Below are 14,585 nucleotides of genomic sequence, written 5' to 3'. Positions count from 1 at the left end.
GCGTGGCCCGCTTGCTGGTTTCGATGACAGATTTCATCCAACGCTTCTTCATATCCCTTACCCTTTGACTATGTCGGCCGGCCTGCGCCGCCTGTGTTCCCCGTTCCCTTGAAGGCAATATCGCCGGGGTTTGAGGCCACGATTTGACGGGTCTGTGGGATTCGTCGGATATTTGCCGGGCGGGGGCGGTGAAATCGGGGCATCCTGCGGGATTTCTGTCAAAGCCCTGATTTAAAAGCCTGTTTACGCGATCACGCCCTGCCGGGCCCCCGCCATTTCAGCCCGAATGTGGCAAGAACGGGCAGGCCCCGGTCGCGACCGCGCCCCAATTCACAGCCGGATCGCCGCCATCAGCCGCCCGTAATCGGCCTCGCCCGCATGGGTCGCGCGGCGGTAGGAATAGAATCTGCCGGCATCCGAATAGGTGCAATGCCGCGTCCATTCCGCATGGCCGACGCCCGCCTGCCGCAGCCGGTGCAGCCCGAACGAGGGCAGGTCGAACTGATAGCGGTCGCCCTCGCCATTGGCAAAGAAGCGGTGGTTCTCGGGGTCGTCGGCCATGAAGTCGTCAAGGAACTCGGGCCCGACCTCGTAGGCCTGCTGGCTGATCGCCGGGCCGATCACCGCGACGATATCGTCGCGCGTGGCGCCCAGCTCTTCCATCCGGTCGACGGTTTCTTCCAGCACACCATCGAGCGCCCCGCGCCACCCCGCATGGGCCGCGCCGATCACGCCCGCCTGTCGGTCGGCAAACAGCACCGGCTGGCAATCGGCGGTGAGAATCGTCAGCGCCAGCCCGGGCACTTTCGTCACCATGCCGTCGGCCTTGGGCCGCTCGCCCATCGGCCCCTCGACCACCTCGACCCGCGCGGAATGCACCTGGTGGACATTCACCAGCGCCTGCGGCTCGACCCCAAGCGCATCGGCTGCGCGGTGCCGGTTGATCCGCACCACCTCGGCCTGATCGGAAGAGCCCAGCCCGCAGTTGAGCCCCGAGAACACGCCCGAGGACGCGCCGCCCTTGCGGGTAAAGAACCCGTGGCGCAGCGGGGCAAGGGCGTCGGCGGTGATGATCTCGAGCGTCATGTGTCCAGTCCGGGCAGCGGTGCCGCCCCGTCGGGGGTGAAAGACATTACCTTGAAGAGCGTCCCCATTTCATGCGGGTGGGTCAAGCGGCGATGCGCGGCAATATGCGTTTCCAGCGCGTCACCCTCCATCCGCTGGGCCAGGGCCTGTGCCCGCGCGGTGATGCCGAGCCGCTCGAGGAACACGCCCTGCGGGGTCAACCGGCTGTACCGGCTGGGAGTGGCCTGCGCCAGCGCCTCGAAATCCACATGGGTGGTCAGATCGGCCAGCCCCGGCTCGGCCAGCGGGTCGGCAGCTTCGTGCCCCTTCACCGCCTGCAGCGTATCGCCCAGCGACCGCCAGTCGCCGTAATCCACGATCAGCGCGGCGCCGCCATGTTGCGCGATCCGCCCGCCGATTTCGGCCGCGACGCTCTCGCCCATGGGCGATATCTCGACGATATCGCCATCGCGCGTATCCTCCAGCCGGTGTTCGAGCGGGGCCATCGCCTTGGGATCGCTCAAGCCGATGGCGAGGGTCTCGCCCTCAAGCCCCACCAGCCGTTCACGCCATTTATCGCCGTCGCGCTGCAATTGCCGCACCGGCAGGGCATCGAAGAACTCGTTCGCCACCACGAAGAGCGGCAGGTCGGGAAGGTCGCCCACGCTCTCGCGCCACTGGATCCCCGGCCATTTCACCGTCTGCGCCTGCACCTGCCGAAGCGCGGGCGAGGTCTCGACAAGGTTCACCCGCAGCGCATCGTGAAACCCCGGCACGCCCTTGGTCGCCCGAAGCATATCCGCCATCAACGTCCCGCGCCCCGGCCCAAGCTCGGCCAGCGCGACCGCCCCGGGCGCCCCCTGGTCCATCCAGGCCTGCGCCAGCGCCAGGCCCAGAAGTTCGCCATACATCTGGCTCATCTCCGGCGCGGTGGTGAAATCGCCCGCCGCACCCAGCGGGTCGCGCGTGGCGTAATAGCCATGCTCGGGATGCATCAGGCAGGCGGCCATGTACTCGGCCACCGTCATCGGCCCGTTGGCCCGGATCTGGCTGACAAGCAGGTCCTTCAGCGCGGTCATGCCGGCCCGCGCGCCCGGATCACCAGGTAAGCGGCCAGCACCAGCATCGGCAGCGACAATATCTGCCCCATGGTCAGCCCGTAGCCGCCCACGTGGAAGGCCAGCCCCAGCGGGTTGCCTTCGGAAACGAACTGCGCATCCGGTTGCCGCACGAATTCCACAAGGAACCGCGCGAGGCCGTAGCCCGCAAAAAACACGCCCGTCACCGTGCCCACCCGCTTGAGCGCGCCCTTCCGGAAGACGAGCCACAACAGCACGGCGCCAAGGATCAGCCCCTCCAGCAACGCTTCATACAACTGCGACGGATGCCGCGCACAGGCGCCCACCACCTGCGGACAATACTGCGCCATCTCGCCGGGGAAGATCACCCCCCACGGCAGGTCGGTCGGCCGGCCCCACAATTCCGCATTGATGAAATTCGCGATCCGTCCCAGCAGCAGGCCCACGGGCGTCGCCATGCACAGCACATCCGCCACCGACAGCCACGATATCCGCTGCCGCCACGAGAACACGACACAGGCCGTGATCACCCCCAGAAGCCCGCCATGGAACGACATGCCCCCCTGCCACAGCATCAAAATCTCGGCCGGGTTCTGCAGGAAATAGGCGGGCTTGTAGAACAGCACATAGCCCAGCCGCCCGCCAAGGATCACGCCGAGGACGACCCATGTCAGCAGATCCTCGAGCTGACGCTCGTCCATCACCGGCGTGTCGTTCTTCCAAAGCCGCGGCCGCCGCAGCGTCGCCACCACCAGCCGCCAGCCGATGACGATGCCGACGATATAGGCCAGCGCATACCAGCGCAGCGCGAATTCCATGCCGAAAATCGGCAGCGTGAAGATCTCTGGCGAGACGTCGGGGAAGGGGATGGCGGCCTGCATTTGTGTCTCTCTGCCTCTGGCGCCACGGGGAAGTCAACGGGGAAGTCAACCTTGCGCGGCGGCGTTTTGCGGCCCATATAGATTTCAAATGTAACGCCGGAGCAATCCCCATGCAGACCCGCAACAAGGTATTCGACGACATCTCGCAGCTGATGACCAACGCCATGGGCGTGGCCCAGGGCGCGCGGGAAGAGGCCGAGACGGCGATGAAGTCGATGATCGACCGCTGGCTCGCCGACCGCGATTTCGTCACACGCGAGGAATTCGACGCCGTCCGCGCCATGGCCCAGAAGGCCCGCGAGGAAAACGAGGCGCTGAAGGCGCGCATCGAGGCGCTGGAGAAGTAATCGTAGGGTGGGTGCCAACCCACCTTCCCCCGCACAACTTCTCCATTCACGCCGGGCCCGGAATAGAGGTGCGCCATGTATAGGCGGCTCGCCTCTGGCGTGACGGGCGGGCGCTTCTGCTCCGGCACCATCCAGAGCCATCGACGGATGTGAACCGCACCATAAATCAACCATCACATCCGTTCCGCGGAGAGGCACTGCCCGGCGTATGCGACCGCGGCGGGGCGTTGGACCAACCCTCATCACCTCACGCCATCCCCCACATGACACCCCCATCTCATCTTGATGAAGTTTTGACGTCATCCACAACTTATTGAGGTTATCCCCAACAAATAGCTTTACAGGCCGCGATCCACTCGCCACGATATATGGTAGGAACAGAGGGGATACGCCCCCGTTCTAGAGCAGGCACCTAGCGCTTGGGGCGCTGCCACGCCCCCGCGCTACAACCTATAAGAGGTGGCGGCATGGCACTTTCCGAGCAGTTTCTGAGTGAAGATCTTCACCCCATCGATATCGTCGAGCATCTCGCCGAGCATCACGACTGGGATTTCGACCGGATCGGAGACGATCAGATCGCCATGGCCGTCGAAGGCCAGTGGCGCACCTATTCGGTCACCCTCGCATGGTCCGCCTATGACGAGACCCTGCGCATGGTCTGCACCTTCGAGATGGAGCCGCCGGAAGACAAGCTTCCCGTGCTGTATCAGACCCTCAACGAGGTCAACGACCAATGCTGGGCCGGCGCCTTTACCTATTGGGCCGAACAGAAGCTGATGGTCTACCGCTACGGCCTCGTGATGGCCGGCGCGCCCAGCGTCTGCCCCGAACAGGTCGACACGCTGATCAACGCGGCCGTCCTCAGCGCCGAGCGCTTCTACCCGGCCTTCCAGCTGGTCATCTGGGGCGACCGTACCCCGCGCGACGCCATGCAGGTGGCCATCGCCGAGGCCTACGGCACCGCCTGATCCCGAGGCATTTCAAGGCACCCGGCGGGCAAGGCTTCGCCGGGTCGCCCCACGCCCGTTTTCCCGCCATTGAATCCCCGGTGATGCGGGCGTAACACTCGCCCCCAAAGGCCATTCACAAAGGCAAGGGGGACTGGGATGACCATGGACAATGTGGCCCGCAACGGGCTCGTGCTTCTGGGCTGCGGCAAGATGGGCTCGGCCATGCTGGCGGGCTGGCTCAAGCGGGGCCTGCCGCCCGAAAGCGTCTGGGTGATCGACCCGAAACCCTCGGACTGGCTGCAATCCACGGGCGTCACCATCAATGGCGACCTGCCCGAACAGCCCGCCATCGTGCTTGTCGCCGTCAAACCCCAGATGATGGGCGACGCGCTGCCCGCCATCGCCGCCATGGGCGGAGGCAAGACGCTCTTCGTCTCCGTCGCCGCCGGCACGCCGATTTCCTCATTCGAGGCGGCGCTGGGCGATGACAGCCCGATCATCCGCGCCATGCCCAACACACCCGCCGCCGTGGGCCGGGGCATCACCGCCATCATCGGCAACAGCCACACCACGCCCGCGCATCTCGACACCGCCGAGGAACTGCTGACCGCCGTGGGGCAGGTGGTGCGGCTGGACAGCGAAGACCAGATGGATGCCGTGACCGGCGTCTCGGGCTCCGGCCCGGCCTATGTGTTCCACATGATCGAATGCCTGGCCAAGGCCGGCGAGGCTCAGGGTTTGTCGCCAGACCTCGCCATGCAACTCGCCCAGGCCACCGTCGCCGGGGCAGGGGCGCTGGCCGAAGAGGCCGAGGAAACTCCCGATCAGCTGCGCGTCAACGTCACCAGCCCCAACGGCACCACCCAGGCCGGGCTCGAGGTGCTGATGGACGAGGAAACCGGCCTTCCCCCGCTGATGGCGAAAACCGTGGCCGCCGCCACAGACCGCTCGAAAGAACTCCGCAATGGCTGACGAAATCAGTTTCGACGACTTCCTCAAGGTCGATATCCGCGTCGGCCGCGTGATCCGCGCCGAACCCTTCCCCGAGGCCCGCAAGCCCGCCATCAAGATGTGGATCGATTTCGGCCCCGAGATCGGCGAACGCAAGACCTCGGCGCAGGTGACCAAGCACTACACCCCCGAAAGCCTGACAGGCCGTCAGGTCATGGGCGTCGTCAACTTCCCGCCCCGCCAGATCGGGCCGTTCATGTCCGAGGTGCTGGTGCTCGGCGCGGCGGATGCAGAGGGCGGCATCGTCCTCATCGCCCCCGACCAGGAAGTCGCCGAAGGGGAGCGGATGCACTGATGCGGGTGCTCTTCACCACACGCCTTCCCGATGCGGTCATCGAACGGGCCGAACAGCATTTCGACGTCGAGGTGCGCGAGGATACGCGGCCGCTGAAGATCGGCCAGATGCGCGCCGCGCTGACGCTCTATGACGGCGTCCTGCCCACGCTGGGCGATTTCTTCACCGCGGATGCCTTCGAAGGCGCCGAGGGGTCTCGCTGCAAGGTGCTGGCCAATTTCGGCGTCGGCTACAACCATATCGACGTGGCCGCCGCCCGCGCCGCCGGGCTGATGGTCACCAACACCCCCGGCGCCGTCACCGACGCCACCGCCGACATCGCGCTCACCCTGATGCTGATGACCGCCCGCCGCGCGGGCGAGGGCGAGCGCCTGCTGCGCGCCGGCAAGTGGACGGGCTGGACCCCCACGCAACTCCTCGGCCTGCATGTCACCGGCAAGACCGTGGGCATCATCGGCATGGGCCGCATCGGTCAGGCCATCGCCCGACGCTGTCACTATGGGTTCGGGATGAACGTGGTTTACTTCAACAGATCGCCCAAGGATGTGGATATCGAGGCGCGGCAGGTTGAAACTCTGCAAGAGCTGGCTTCTCTTTCCGATTTCGTCGTCACCGCCGTGCCGGGCGGGGGCGAGAACACCTACCTCGTCGGCGAAGAACTCTTCGCCGCCATGCAGCCCCATGCCCGCTTCATCAACATCGCCCGCGGCGACGTGGTCGACGAGGACGCGCTGATCGAAGCGCTGCAAACCGGCCAGATCGGCGGCGCCGGGCTCGATGTCTATGAGCACGAGCCGAAAGTGCCCGAGGCGCTGACGAAGATGGAGAACGTCGCCCTCCTGCCGCATCTGGGCACCGCCGCGCTGGAAGTGCGCGAGCGGATGGGCTTCGTCGCCGTCGACAACCTCGTCGCTGCGCTCAACGGGGAAACCCCGCCGAACCTCGTCAACTGACTTGGCGTCACGGCAAGGCTCCGCCGGTTCCGCTTGACCTCGGGTCGCTCCTGCGTTGATCTGGGCGGTACACCTGATGAGAGCCAAAATGTTCAAACCTGCCATCACGGGCACCGGGGTCTTCACCCCGAACCAGACCATCACCAACGAAGAGCTGGTCGACGCGTTCAACGCCTATGCCGACAAATTCAACGCCGAGAATGCCGAGGCCATCTCGGCCGGCGAGCTGGAGGCCAAGCCGCATTCCTCGACCGGTTTCATCTTCTCGGCCTCGGGTATCGAACAGCGTTACGTGATGGACAAGACCGGCGTGCTCGACCCGGCCGTCATGCACCCCCACCTGCGCCCCCGCTCGAACGAGGAGCCGGGGATCATGGCCGAAATGGCGCTCGACGCCTGCGGCAAGGCGCTGGCGCAATCGGGCCGCTCGGCGGAAGAGGTCGACCTCATCATCTGCGCCGCCTCGAACCACGAACGGCCCTATCCGGCCATCGCCATCGAGATTCAGCAACTCCTGGGCGCTGGCGGTTTCGCTTTTGATATGAACGTCGCCTGTTCCTCGGCCACCTTCGGCATTCAGGCGGCGGCCGACATGATCCGCGCGGGCTCCGTCCGCTGCGCCATCGTTGTCAGCCCGGAAATCTGCTCGGGCCACCTCGAATGGCGCGACCGCGACTGTCACTTCATCTTCGGCGATGTCTGCACCGCGATGGTGCTGGAGCGGGCCGAGGATGCGAAAGGCCCGCATTTCCTCGTGCATTCCACCCGCTGCGCCACGCAATTCTCGAACAACATCCGCAACAACAACGGCTTCCTCCGCCGCACCCGCGAGCATCACATGGACGACCGGCGCGACATGCTCTTCGTTCAGGAAGGCCGCAAGGTGTTCAAGGAAGTCCTGCCGCTGGTGTCGAAACACATCGCCGACCACATGGCCGAGGAGGGCGTTGCCGCCGACCGGCTCAAACGGCTCTGGCTGCACCAGGCCAACAAGACCATGAACGATTTCATCGGCAAGAAGGTCATGGGCCGTACCCCGGAACCGGAAGAACAGCCCAACATCCTGCAGGATTACGCCAACACCTCCTCGGCGGGCTCGATCATCGCGTTCTCGAAATACTCGGACGACCTCCAGCCAGGCGATGCCGGGCTGATCTGCTCCTTCGGGGCAGGGTACTCGGTGGGCTCGGTCCTGGTGGAACGGGCCTGAACTCGCGCGGCGCCGGAACGCCGCGCGCGGTCGGTTTCCTTAAATCTCCGGTGCTTTCGGATCGGGCAAGATCCCGTCCGACTGCCGCGGCTTGCGGTGGTTGAAGTCCGGGTCGTTCCGCTTGATATAGCGCGACACCCAGTAGCCCGCCGGGTAGGCGGCGATCAACCCGATCACACCGCAGACGACAAACGCCCAGATCGAATAGTAGTCCAGCGCGAAGGCGGCGATCAGAAAGCCCCCGGCCACGCAGGAGCCGATCAGCACGGCAAGATATATGGCAAGACGGTCCATGACGGTCCTCCTTTCATATACCTGAAACGTGCGAGGGGGTGCAGCGGTTCCCTCAGGCCCCGTCGCCAACCGCCTCGCGCCAGTGTCGCCGGCAGAGGCTGACGTAGGTTTCGTTGCCGCCGATCTGCACCTGGTCGCCCTCGGTCAGCACCCGGCCCTCGGCATCCTGCCGCGCCACCATGGTGGCCTTCTTCCCGCAATGGCAGATCGTGCGCACCTCGCGCATCTCGTCCGCCAGCGCCAAAAGCGCGGCCGAGCCGGGAAACAGCTCGCCCCGGAAATCCACCCGTAGCCCGTAGCACATCACCGGCACTTTCAGGTCGTCCACCGCGCGGGCCAGCTGCCACACCTGGCGCTGGGTCAGGAACTGCGACTCGTCGATGAAGGCACAGGCCACCGGGCCCTCGTCCAGCCGCGCCCGCAACACTTCGAACAGGTCCGTCTCCGGCCCGAACGTCGCCGCCGTCTGCCCGATCCCGATGCGCGAGGCGATGGTGGCGCGCCCCGCCCGGTTGTCCACCTGCGCGGTCATCAGGAAGGTCTCCATCCCCCGTTCCTGGTAGTTGTACGCCGCCTGCAGAAGCAGCGTTGACTTGCCCGCGTTCATCGTCGAGTAGTGGAAATAGAGCTTGGCCATGCCCCGCCTTATGCCGATCGCGCGGCCGGATGCAATCGCCATCTCGCCGCCCCGCCACGGGGCCAATCATCATCGAAGGAACCCACCCCCATGTCCGATATCACCCGCCATCACACCGGCCAGCGCATGAGCCAGATCGTCACCCATAACGGCACCATCTACCTGGCCGGGCAGGTGGGCGAGAAGGGCGACAGCGTCGCCGACCAGACCCGTTCGTGCCTGTCGAAGGTCGAGAAACTGCTGGCCGAGGCCGGCTCCGACACCACCCGCATCCTGCAATGCACCATCTGGCTCGCCGACATGGCCGATTTCGCCGAGATGAACGAGGTCTGGGATGCTTGGGTGCCCGAGGGCCACGCCCCCGCCCGCGCCTGCGGCGAAGCCAAGCTCGCCCATCCCGAGCTCAAGGTCGAGTTCCTGATCACCGCGGCAGGCTGAGGCGCTTGCGGCATTTCCACATCGCAGATGAATGCGCGCCCCTTCGCCACGTGGTGATGGGGCGCGGCGCGGGCTATCACCGTGATGGCGCCCGCGTCGAGGTGGTCAACGAAACCCACCGCCACACGCTCGCCCGTTACGGCCATCCCACCGAGGCACAGGTCGTGGCCGAGTTCACCACCTTCCGCACCGCGCTGGAAGGGGCGGGCGTCACCGTCCACATCCCCGATCTCGCCCCCGAGACCGTGCAGGACCAGACCTGCCCCCGCGACATCGGCTTCGTCATCGGCGACACCTTCGTCACCGCCGCCATGCGCAACGCCAGCCGCACCCAGGAAATCCGCGGGCTCGACCGCCTCCTCGCCAGCTTCACCGGCCCCCGCCTTTCCGTGCCCTCGGGCATCACCCTCGAAGGCGGCGACGTGATCATCGCCGGCCCCGACATCTTCGTGGGTGTGGGCCAGCGCAGCGACCCCGAAGGCGCGGCCTTCCTCCGCCGGGAATTCGGCGATATCTACTCCATCCACCCGGTCCCCACCCGGCCTCTCTCGCAGGGCGAAGACGTCCTCCACCTCGACTGCGCCTTCCAGCCCCTCGGCCTGGGTCACGCCCTCATCTACCCCGCCGGGCTCGACACCATCCCCGCCGCCATGCGCACCCATTTCGACTGGATCGAGGTCACCCGCGACGAAGCCGCCGCGCTCTCCACCAACGTCCTCTCCCTCGCCCCCGATCACCTCATCGCCCGCGATCACCCGGCCTGCGCCCGCGTCAACGCCGCCCTGCGCGAGGCGGGCTACCGCGTCGAGGAACTCCCATTCGACGCCGTCCCCTCCACCGGCGGCTCGTTTCGCTGCGCCACCCTGCCGCTCGCCCGCGGCTGAACACGGATTTACCCCGCCCCATGCTTGCGCTATCAGGCAGGCCGACCCGTTCACGAAAGGCGCATCCCATGTCCGGCCACGGCACCCCCATCCGCATGTCCTCCCACGCCTCCACCGGCCTTTCGGGCGAAGCCGCCATCCCCGGCGACAAGTCGATCTCCCACAGGGCCCTGATCCTCGGCGCGCTGGCGGTGGGCGAGACCACCGTCACCGGCCTGCTGGAAGGCGAAGACGTGCTCGACACGGCCAAGGCCATGCGCGCCATGGGGGCCGAGATCACCCGCGACGAGGACGGCACCTGGCACATCCACGGCGTGGGCACCGGCGGCTTCGCCGAGCCCGAACAGGTCATCGACTGCGGCAATTCCGGCACCGGCGTCCGCCTCATCATGGGTGCGATGGCCTCCTCGCCCATCACCGCCACCTTCACCGGCGACGCCAGCCTCAACAAGCGCCCGATGGCCCGCGTCACCGATCCGCTCGCCCTCTTCGGGGCTCAGGCCGTCGGCCGTTCCGGCGGCCGTCTGCCCATGACCATCGTCGGCGCACGCGACCCGCTGCCGGTGCGCTACGAGGTGCCGGTGCCCTCGGCACAGGTGAAATCCGCAGTGCTGCTGGCCGGCCTCAACGCCCCCGGCGAAACCGTGGTGATCGAGCGCGAGGCGACCCGCGACCATTCCGAACGCATGCTGGCGGGCTTCGGCGCCACCATCTCGACGGACGTCACCAACGAAGGCCGCATCATCACCCTGCAAGGCCAGCCCGAGCTCAAACCGCAATCCATCGCCGTCCCGCGCGACCCCAGCTCCGCCGCCTTCCCGGTCTGCGCCGCGCTGATCACCGAGGGCTCCGACATCCTCGTGCCGAATATCGGCCTCAACCCCACCCGCGCTGGCCTCTTCACCACCCTGCGCGAGATGGGCGCCGACCTCACCTACGAGAACCAGCGCGAGGAAGGCGGCGAACCCGTGGCCGACCTCCGCGCCCGCTTCTCGCCCAACCTCAAGGGCATCTCCGTCCCCCCCGACCGCGCCGCCAGCATGATCGACGAATACCCCGTCCTCTCGGTCGTCGCCGCCTTCGCCGAGGGCAAAACCGAGATGCACGGCGTCAAGGAACTCCGCGTCAAGGAAAGCGACCGGATCGACGCCATGGCCACCGGCCTGCGCGCCTGCGGCGTCACCGTCGACGAGGGCGAAGACTGGTTGACGGTTACCGGCCTCGGCCACGGCAACGTCCCCGGCGGCGCCACCTGCGCAAGCCATCTCGACCACCGCATCGCCATGTCCTTCCTCGTCCTCGGCCTTGCCACGCAAAAGCCCGTCGCGGTCGATGACGGCGGCCCCATCGCCACCTCCTTCCCGGTCTTCGAGCCGCTGATGAAAGCCCTCGGCGCCAACATCCGCCGCGACTGAGCCAGCCCGGCCCACCCCCGAGCCAAACGCGCCAGCCTGCCACCCGCGTGGACAGGCCCCTCGAGCCGTGCCATACTCAAAATTGAAATACCTGAAAAATTTCGACCATAGATTGTATCGCGAGGCACCCCCAATGGCACCCAGCTCCATCCAGCTGACCCTGGTCAACCAGTCCGAGGAAGAGGATGACGCCAACGTCGTGCTCGTCACGGAAAACTTCGCCCCCGGCTACGAGGCCACCCCCCTGGCCTGGCGCGTGATCCAAAATCTCGGGCGCGGCGACACCCACCCCTTCACCTTCCCGCTGGCATTCACGATCGGCGCCCAGGACAGCTGGGGCAACGACACCCCGCAGCAGACCGCGATGGAAGGTCAGGCCTTCGACATGGTCCAGGCCGCCTCGGGCGACGAGCTGCAGCTCTCCGGCACGCCGGCGAAATCCGAAAAGGAAATCGTGCTGCGCAACAAGCTGCCCAAGGGCGCGGTCACCGCCAACCTCTTCCGCGACGGGCTGCTGACCTCGACCGTCACCAACCTCGCCCCCGGACAGGACGGCGCCTTTTCGATGAAGCCCGAATTCCGCATCGGCGTGATCCGCAACGTAACCGAAGGCACGACGCTCTCGGGCGCGGAGCTTGACGAAATCCCGACCCGCATCATGCTGCTCGGCATCCTCAGCGCCGATATCGTCTGGCAGGGCGGCGGCACCGGCCCGGACGCGAAACCCTATACCTTCAAACTCGAAAACGTCATCAACGCCTGACCCCGAGCCCCCCCAACACTTCTTCTGGCCCGAAATATCCCGGGGGAGACGTTGAAATCCCGAAGGATTTCAACGTTGGGGGCAGGGCCCCCCAGACCCCATATCCACATCCATGACGCCTGCGGACAAGATTCTGCCGGTTGCAGCCTTCCCTCGGAAAACGAAGCGTCTATGGTGCGCCACAAAGTCACCTTTGGCCGAAGGTCCGCACCGCAATGACCACCGATCCCCTCGTCGTCTTCACCCCCTCCGGCAAGCGTGGCCGGTTCCCCGTGGGCACCCCGGTCCTGACCGCCGCCCGGCAGCTGGGGGTCGATCTCGACTCGGTCTGCGGCGGCCGCGGCATCTGCTCGAAATGCCAGATCACGCCGGGCTATGGCGAGTTCTCCAAGCACGGCATCACCGTGGCCGACGACGCGCTCTCGGAATGGAACAAGGTCGAGGAACGCTATGACCAGAAGCGGGGCTTGAAACCCGGCCGCCGCCTCGGCTGCCAGGCCCAGATCCTGCGCGACGTGGTGATCGACGTGCCGCCCGAAAGCCAGGTGCACAAACAGGTCGTGCGCAAGGCCGCCTCGGCCCGCGTGATCGAGATGGACCCGGCCACCAAGCTCTACCTCGTCGACGTGGACGAGCCCGACATGCACGAACCCACCGGCGATCTCGAACGCCTCGCCCGCTCCCTCAAGCGCGAATGGGGGATCGAGGCGATCCGCGCCGATGTCACCCTGCTGTCGAAACTCCAGCCCGTGCTGCGCAAGGGCAAGTTCCAGGTCACCGTGGCTCTGCACAAATCCCACCAGGATGATGTCGCCCGCGTGCTCGACATCTGGCCCGGCCTGCACGAATCCGGCCTCTACGGCCTCGCCATCGACCTGGGCTCCACCACAATCGCCGCCCACCTGACCGATCTGGTCACGGGCGAGGTCAAGGCCTCCTCCGGCATCATGAACCCCCAGATCCGCTTCGGCGAAGACCTGATGAGCCGGGTCAGCTATTCCATGATGAACCCCGGCGGCGACAAGGAAATGACCAAGGCGGTGCGCGACGCCATCAACACGCTCGCCGGCGAGATTGCCAAGGAAGCCGAGATCGAGCCGCACCTCATTTTCGAAACCGTCTTCGTCTGCAACCCGGTCATGCACCACCTGCTCCTCGGTATCGACCCGGTCGAGCTGGGGCAGGCGCCCTTCGCGCTCGCAACCTCCGACAGCATGACGCTCGAGGCGCGCGATCTCGACCTGACCGCCATCAACCCCCGCGCCCGCACCTACATCCTGCCCTGCATCGCGGGCCACGTGGGGGCCGACTGTGCCGCCGTGGCGCTGTCGGAAGAGCCCGGCAAGTCCGAAGACCTCGCCCTCATCGTCGACGTGGGCACCAATGCCGAGATCCTGCTGGGCGACCGCTCCCGCGTGCTGGCCTGCTCCTCGCCCACGGGCCCGGCCTTCGAGGGCGCACAGATCTCCTCCGGCCAGCGCGCCGCGCCGGGCGCGATCGAGGCGATCCGCATCGACCCCGAAACCAAGGAACCCCGCTTCCGCGTCATCGGCTGCGACAAGTGGTCGGATGAGGACGGCTTCGCCGAGGAAACCGCCGTCACCGGCATCACCGGCATCTGCGGCTCGGGCATCATCGAGGCGGTGGCGGAACTGCGCATGGCCGGGCTGATGGACGAGTCGGGCCTCATCGGCTCGGCCGAGATGACCGGCACCCCGCGCTGCATCCCCGAGGGGCGCACCCATTCCTACCTCATCCACGACGCCACCGCCGAGGGCGGCCCGCGCATCACCGTCACGCAAGGAGACATCCGCGCCATCCAGCTGGCCAAGTCGGCGCTTTACGCCGGCGCGCGGCTTCTCATGGATCAGCGCGGCGTCGACAAGGTCGACCGCGTCGTGCTCGCCGGGGCCTTCGGGGCGCATATCTCGCCGAAACACGCCATGGTGCTCGGCATGATCCCCGACGTGCCGCTCGACAAGGTCACCTCCGCCGGCAACGCCGCCGGCACCGGCGCCCGCATCGCGCTCTGCAATATCGGCGCCCGGGCCGAGATCGAACAGACCGTCCGCCAGATCACCAAGGTCGAAACCGCCATCGAACCCAAGTTCCAGGATCACTTCGTCGCGGCCAACGCCATCCCCCACAAGACCGACCCGTTCCCCGAGCTGAAGAAAATCGCCCCCCTGCCGCAGGTCAGCTTCAACCTCGGCGGCGGCGACAGCGGCGGCGAAGGCCGGCGGCGGCGTCGGCGGGGGTAACCCCCCCTGCAACAGCCCCGCCCGGTGCCTTAACCTGCCCGTTTCGGGAAAAAATACCGACGTAATACCGACGTTATACCGACGCGATGCCGACCCCGGTTT

General features: G+C 66.6%; 16 protein-coding genes. 11 read left to right on the top strand and 5 right to left on the bottom strand.

The features are described from left to right. Nucleotides 1-330: 330 nt before the first annotated feature. From pgeF to lgt, 3 genes are read right to left on the bottom strand one after another with little or no spacing between them, the layout of a single operon-like run. Nucleotides 331-1,086, bottom strand: a complete 756-nt coding sequence (gene pgeF / locus RIdsm_RS20480) for a peptidoglycan editing factor PgeF (RefSeq protein WP_057817810.1) — start codon at nt 1,084-1,086, stop codon at nt 331-333. Next, a complete protein-coding gene (locus RIdsm_RS20475) occupies nt 1,083-2,144 on the bottom strand; it encodes a class I SAM-dependent methyltransferase (RefSeq protein ID WP_057817812.1) in 1,062 nt (353 codons plus the stop codon). The genes pgeF and RIdsm_RS20475 overlap by 4 nt, the downstream gene beginning before the upstream one ends. Continuing rightward, a complete protein-coding gene (lgt, locus tag RIdsm_RS20470; RefSeq protein ID WP_057817813.1) occupies nt 2,141-3,025 on the bottom strand; it encodes a prolipoprotein diacylglyceryl transferase in 885 nt (294 codons plus the stop codon). Before lgt ends, RIdsm_RS20475 begins: the two co-directional genes overlap by 4 nt. Before the next feature lie 110 nt (nt 3,026-3,135). Between lgt and RIdsm_RS20465 the strand changes: the two genes are divergently transcribed. The 6 genes from RIdsm_RS20465 to RIdsm_RS20440 all read left to right on the top strand — a co-directional run bounded on the left by RIdsm_RS20465 (nt 3,136) and on the right by RIdsm_RS20440 (nt 7,791). Continuing rightward, nucleotides 3,136-3,372, top strand: coding sequence for an accessory factor UbiK family protein (locus RIdsm_RS20465; protein ID WP_057817815.1), 237 nt, complete (start codon nt 3,136-3,138; stop codon nt 3,370-3,372). Between the two features lie 467 nt (nt 3,373-3,839). After that, nucleotides 3,840-4,340 (top strand): type III secretion system chaperone family protein, encoded by a 501-nt coding sequence (locus RIdsm_RS20460; protein WP_057817817.1) that lies wholly within the window; start codon nt 3,840-3,842, stop codon nt 4,338-4,340. A gap of 138 nt (nt 4,341-4,478) precedes the next feature. Then, nucleotides 4,479-5,294, top strand: coding sequence for a pyrroline-5-carboxylate reductase (gene proC / locus RIdsm_RS20455; protein ID WP_057817819.1), 816 nt, complete (start codon nt 4,479-4,481; stop codon nt 5,292-5,294). Then, nucleotides 5,287-5,628, top strand: coding sequence for a tRNA-binding protein (locus RIdsm_RS20450; protein WP_057817821.1), 342 nt, complete (start codon nt 5,287-5,289; stop codon nt 5,626-5,628). Before proC ends, RIdsm_RS20450 begins: the two co-directional genes overlap by 8 nt. Next, nucleotides 5,628-6,581, top strand: coding sequence for a 2-hydroxyacid dehydrogenase (locus RIdsm_RS20445; RefSeq protein WP_057817823.1), 954 nt, complete (start codon nt 5,628-5,630; stop codon nt 6,579-6,581). Before RIdsm_RS20450 ends, RIdsm_RS20445 begins: the two co-directional genes overlap by 1 nt. An 88-nt stretch (nt 6,582-6,669) precedes the next feature. Further along, on the top strand, nt 6,670-7,791 hold the full coding sequence (locus RIdsm_RS20440; protein WP_057817825.1) for a beta-ketoacyl-ACP synthase III: 1,122 nt from the start codon (nt 6,670-6,672) through the stop codon (nt 7,789-7,791). A gap of 39 nt (nt 7,792-7,830) precedes the next feature. Here the strand turns inward: RIdsm_RS20440 and RIdsm_RS20435 are convergent, their stop codons facing one another. Continuing rightward, nucleotides 7,831-8,085 carry a hypothetical protein gene (locus RIdsm_RS20435; RefSeq protein WP_057817827.1) on the bottom strand — a complete coding sequence of 85 codons (255 nt, stop codon included), beginning with the start codon at nt 8,083-8,085 and terminating at the stop codon, nt 7,831-7,833. A gap of 52 nt (nt 8,086-8,137) precedes the next feature. After that, nucleotides 8,138-8,722, bottom strand: a complete 585-nt coding sequence (locus tag RIdsm_RS20430; protein ID WP_057817972.1) for a thymidine kinase — start codon at nt 8,720-8,722, stop codon at nt 8,138-8,140. Between the two features lie 90 nt (nt 8,723-8,812). Between RIdsm_RS20430 and RIdsm_RS20425 the strand changes: the two genes are divergently transcribed. From RIdsm_RS20425 to RIdsm_RS20405, 5 genes are all read left to right on the top strand, one after another. Then, complete coding sequence (locus RIdsm_RS20425) at nt 8,813-9,160, top strand: RidA family protein (RefSeq protein WP_057817829.1); 348 nt, start codon at nt 8,813-8,815, stop codon at nt 9,158-9,160. Nucleotides 9,161-9,165: 5 nt separating this feature from the next. Further along, complete coding sequence (locus RIdsm_RS20420) at nt 9,166-10,044, top strand: dimethylarginine dimethylaminohydrolase family protein (RefSeq protein ID WP_057817831.1); 879 nt, start codon at nt 9,166-9,168, stop codon at nt 10,042-10,044. A 68-nt stretch (nt 10,045-10,112) separates the two neighbouring features. Continuing rightward, entirely contained in the window at nt 10,113-11,459 is a 1,347-nt protein-coding gene (gene aroA / locus RIdsm_RS20415; protein WP_057817833.1) for a 3-phosphoshikimate 1-carboxyvinyltransferase, read from the top strand. Between the two features lie 133 nt (nt 11,460-11,592). Then, nucleotides 11,593-12,222, top strand: coding sequence for a hypothetical protein (locus tag RIdsm_RS20410; protein ID WP_057817835.1), 630 nt, complete (start codon nt 11,593-11,595; stop codon nt 12,220-12,222). A gap of 215 nt (nt 12,223-12,437) precedes the next feature. Continuing rightward, nucleotides 12,438-14,483 (top strand): ASKHA domain-containing protein, encoded by a 2,046-nt coding sequence (locus tag RIdsm_RS20405; protein ID WP_057817837.1) that lies wholly within the window; start codon nt 12,438-12,440, stop codon nt 14,481-14,483. Nucleotides 14,484-14,585 lie beyond the last annotated feature (102 nt).

This window comes from Roseovarius indicus, from assembly GCF_008728195.1.
In the GTDB taxonomy this organism is placed as follows: Bacteria; Pseudomonadota; Alphaproteobacteria; order Rhodobacterales; family Rhodobacteraceae; genus Roseovarius; species Roseovarius indicus.
This window is presented reverse-complemented; position numbering and strand designations above follow the sequence as displayed.

Bases quoted from the DNA above. Each gene is read 5' to 3' on its own strand.
- pgeF (WP_057817810.1), bottom strand. From the start codon at position 1,086: ATGACGCTCGAGATCATCACCGCCGACGCCCTTGCCCCGCTGCGCCAC.
- RIdsm_RS20475 (WP_057817812.1), bottom strand. From the start codon at position 2,144: ATGACCGCGCTGAAGGACCTGCTTGTCAGCCAGATCCGGGCCAACGGG.
- lgt (WP_057817813.1), bottom strand. From the start codon at position 3,025: ATGCAGGCCGCCATCCCCTTCCCCGACGTCTCGCCAGAGATCTTCACG.
- RIdsm_RS20465 (WP_057817815.1), top strand. From the start codon at position 3,136: ATGCAGACCCGCAACAAGGTATTCGACGACATCTCGCAGCTGATGACC.
- RIdsm_RS20460 (WP_057817817.1), top strand. From the start codon at position 3,840: ATGGCACTTTCCGAGCAGTTTCTGAGTGAAGATCTTCACCCCATCGAT.
- proC (WP_057817819.1), top strand. From the start codon at position 4,479: ATGACCATGGACAATGTGGCCCGCAACGGGCTCGTGCTTCTGGGCTGC.
- RIdsm_RS20450 (WP_057817821.1), top strand. From the start codon at position 5,287: ATGGCTGACGAAATCAGTTTCGACGACTTCCTCAAGGTCGATATCCGC.
- RIdsm_RS20445 (WP_057817823.1), top strand. From the start codon at position 5,628: ATGCGGGTGCTCTTCACCACACGCCTTCCCGATGCGGTCATCGAACGG.
- RIdsm_RS20440 (WP_057817825.1), top strand. From the start codon at position 6,670: ATGTTCAAACCTGCCATCACGGGCACCGGGGTCTTCACCCCGAACCAG.
- RIdsm_RS20435 (WP_057817827.1), bottom strand. From the start codon at position 8,085: ATGGACCGTCTTGCCATATATCTTGCCGTGCTGATCGGCTCCTGCGTG.
- RIdsm_RS20430 (WP_057817972.1), bottom strand. From the start codon at position 8,722: ATGGCCAAGCTCTATTTCCACTACTCGACGATGAACGCGGGCAAGTCA.
- RIdsm_RS20425 (WP_057817829.1), top strand. From the start codon at position 8,813: ATGTCCGATATCACCCGCCATCACACCGGCCAGCGCATGAGCCAGATC.
- aroA (WP_057817833.1), top strand. From the start codon at position 10,113: ATGTCCGGCCACGGCACCCCCATCCGCATGTCCTCCCACGCCTCCACC.
- RIdsm_RS20410 (WP_057817835.1), top strand. From the start codon at position 11,593: ATGGCACCCAGCTCCATCCAGCTGACCCTGGTCAACCAGTCCGAGGAA.
- RIdsm_RS20405 (WP_057817837.1), top strand. From the start codon at position 12,438: ATGACCACCGATCCCCTCGTCGTCTTCACCCCCTCCGGCAAGCGTGGC.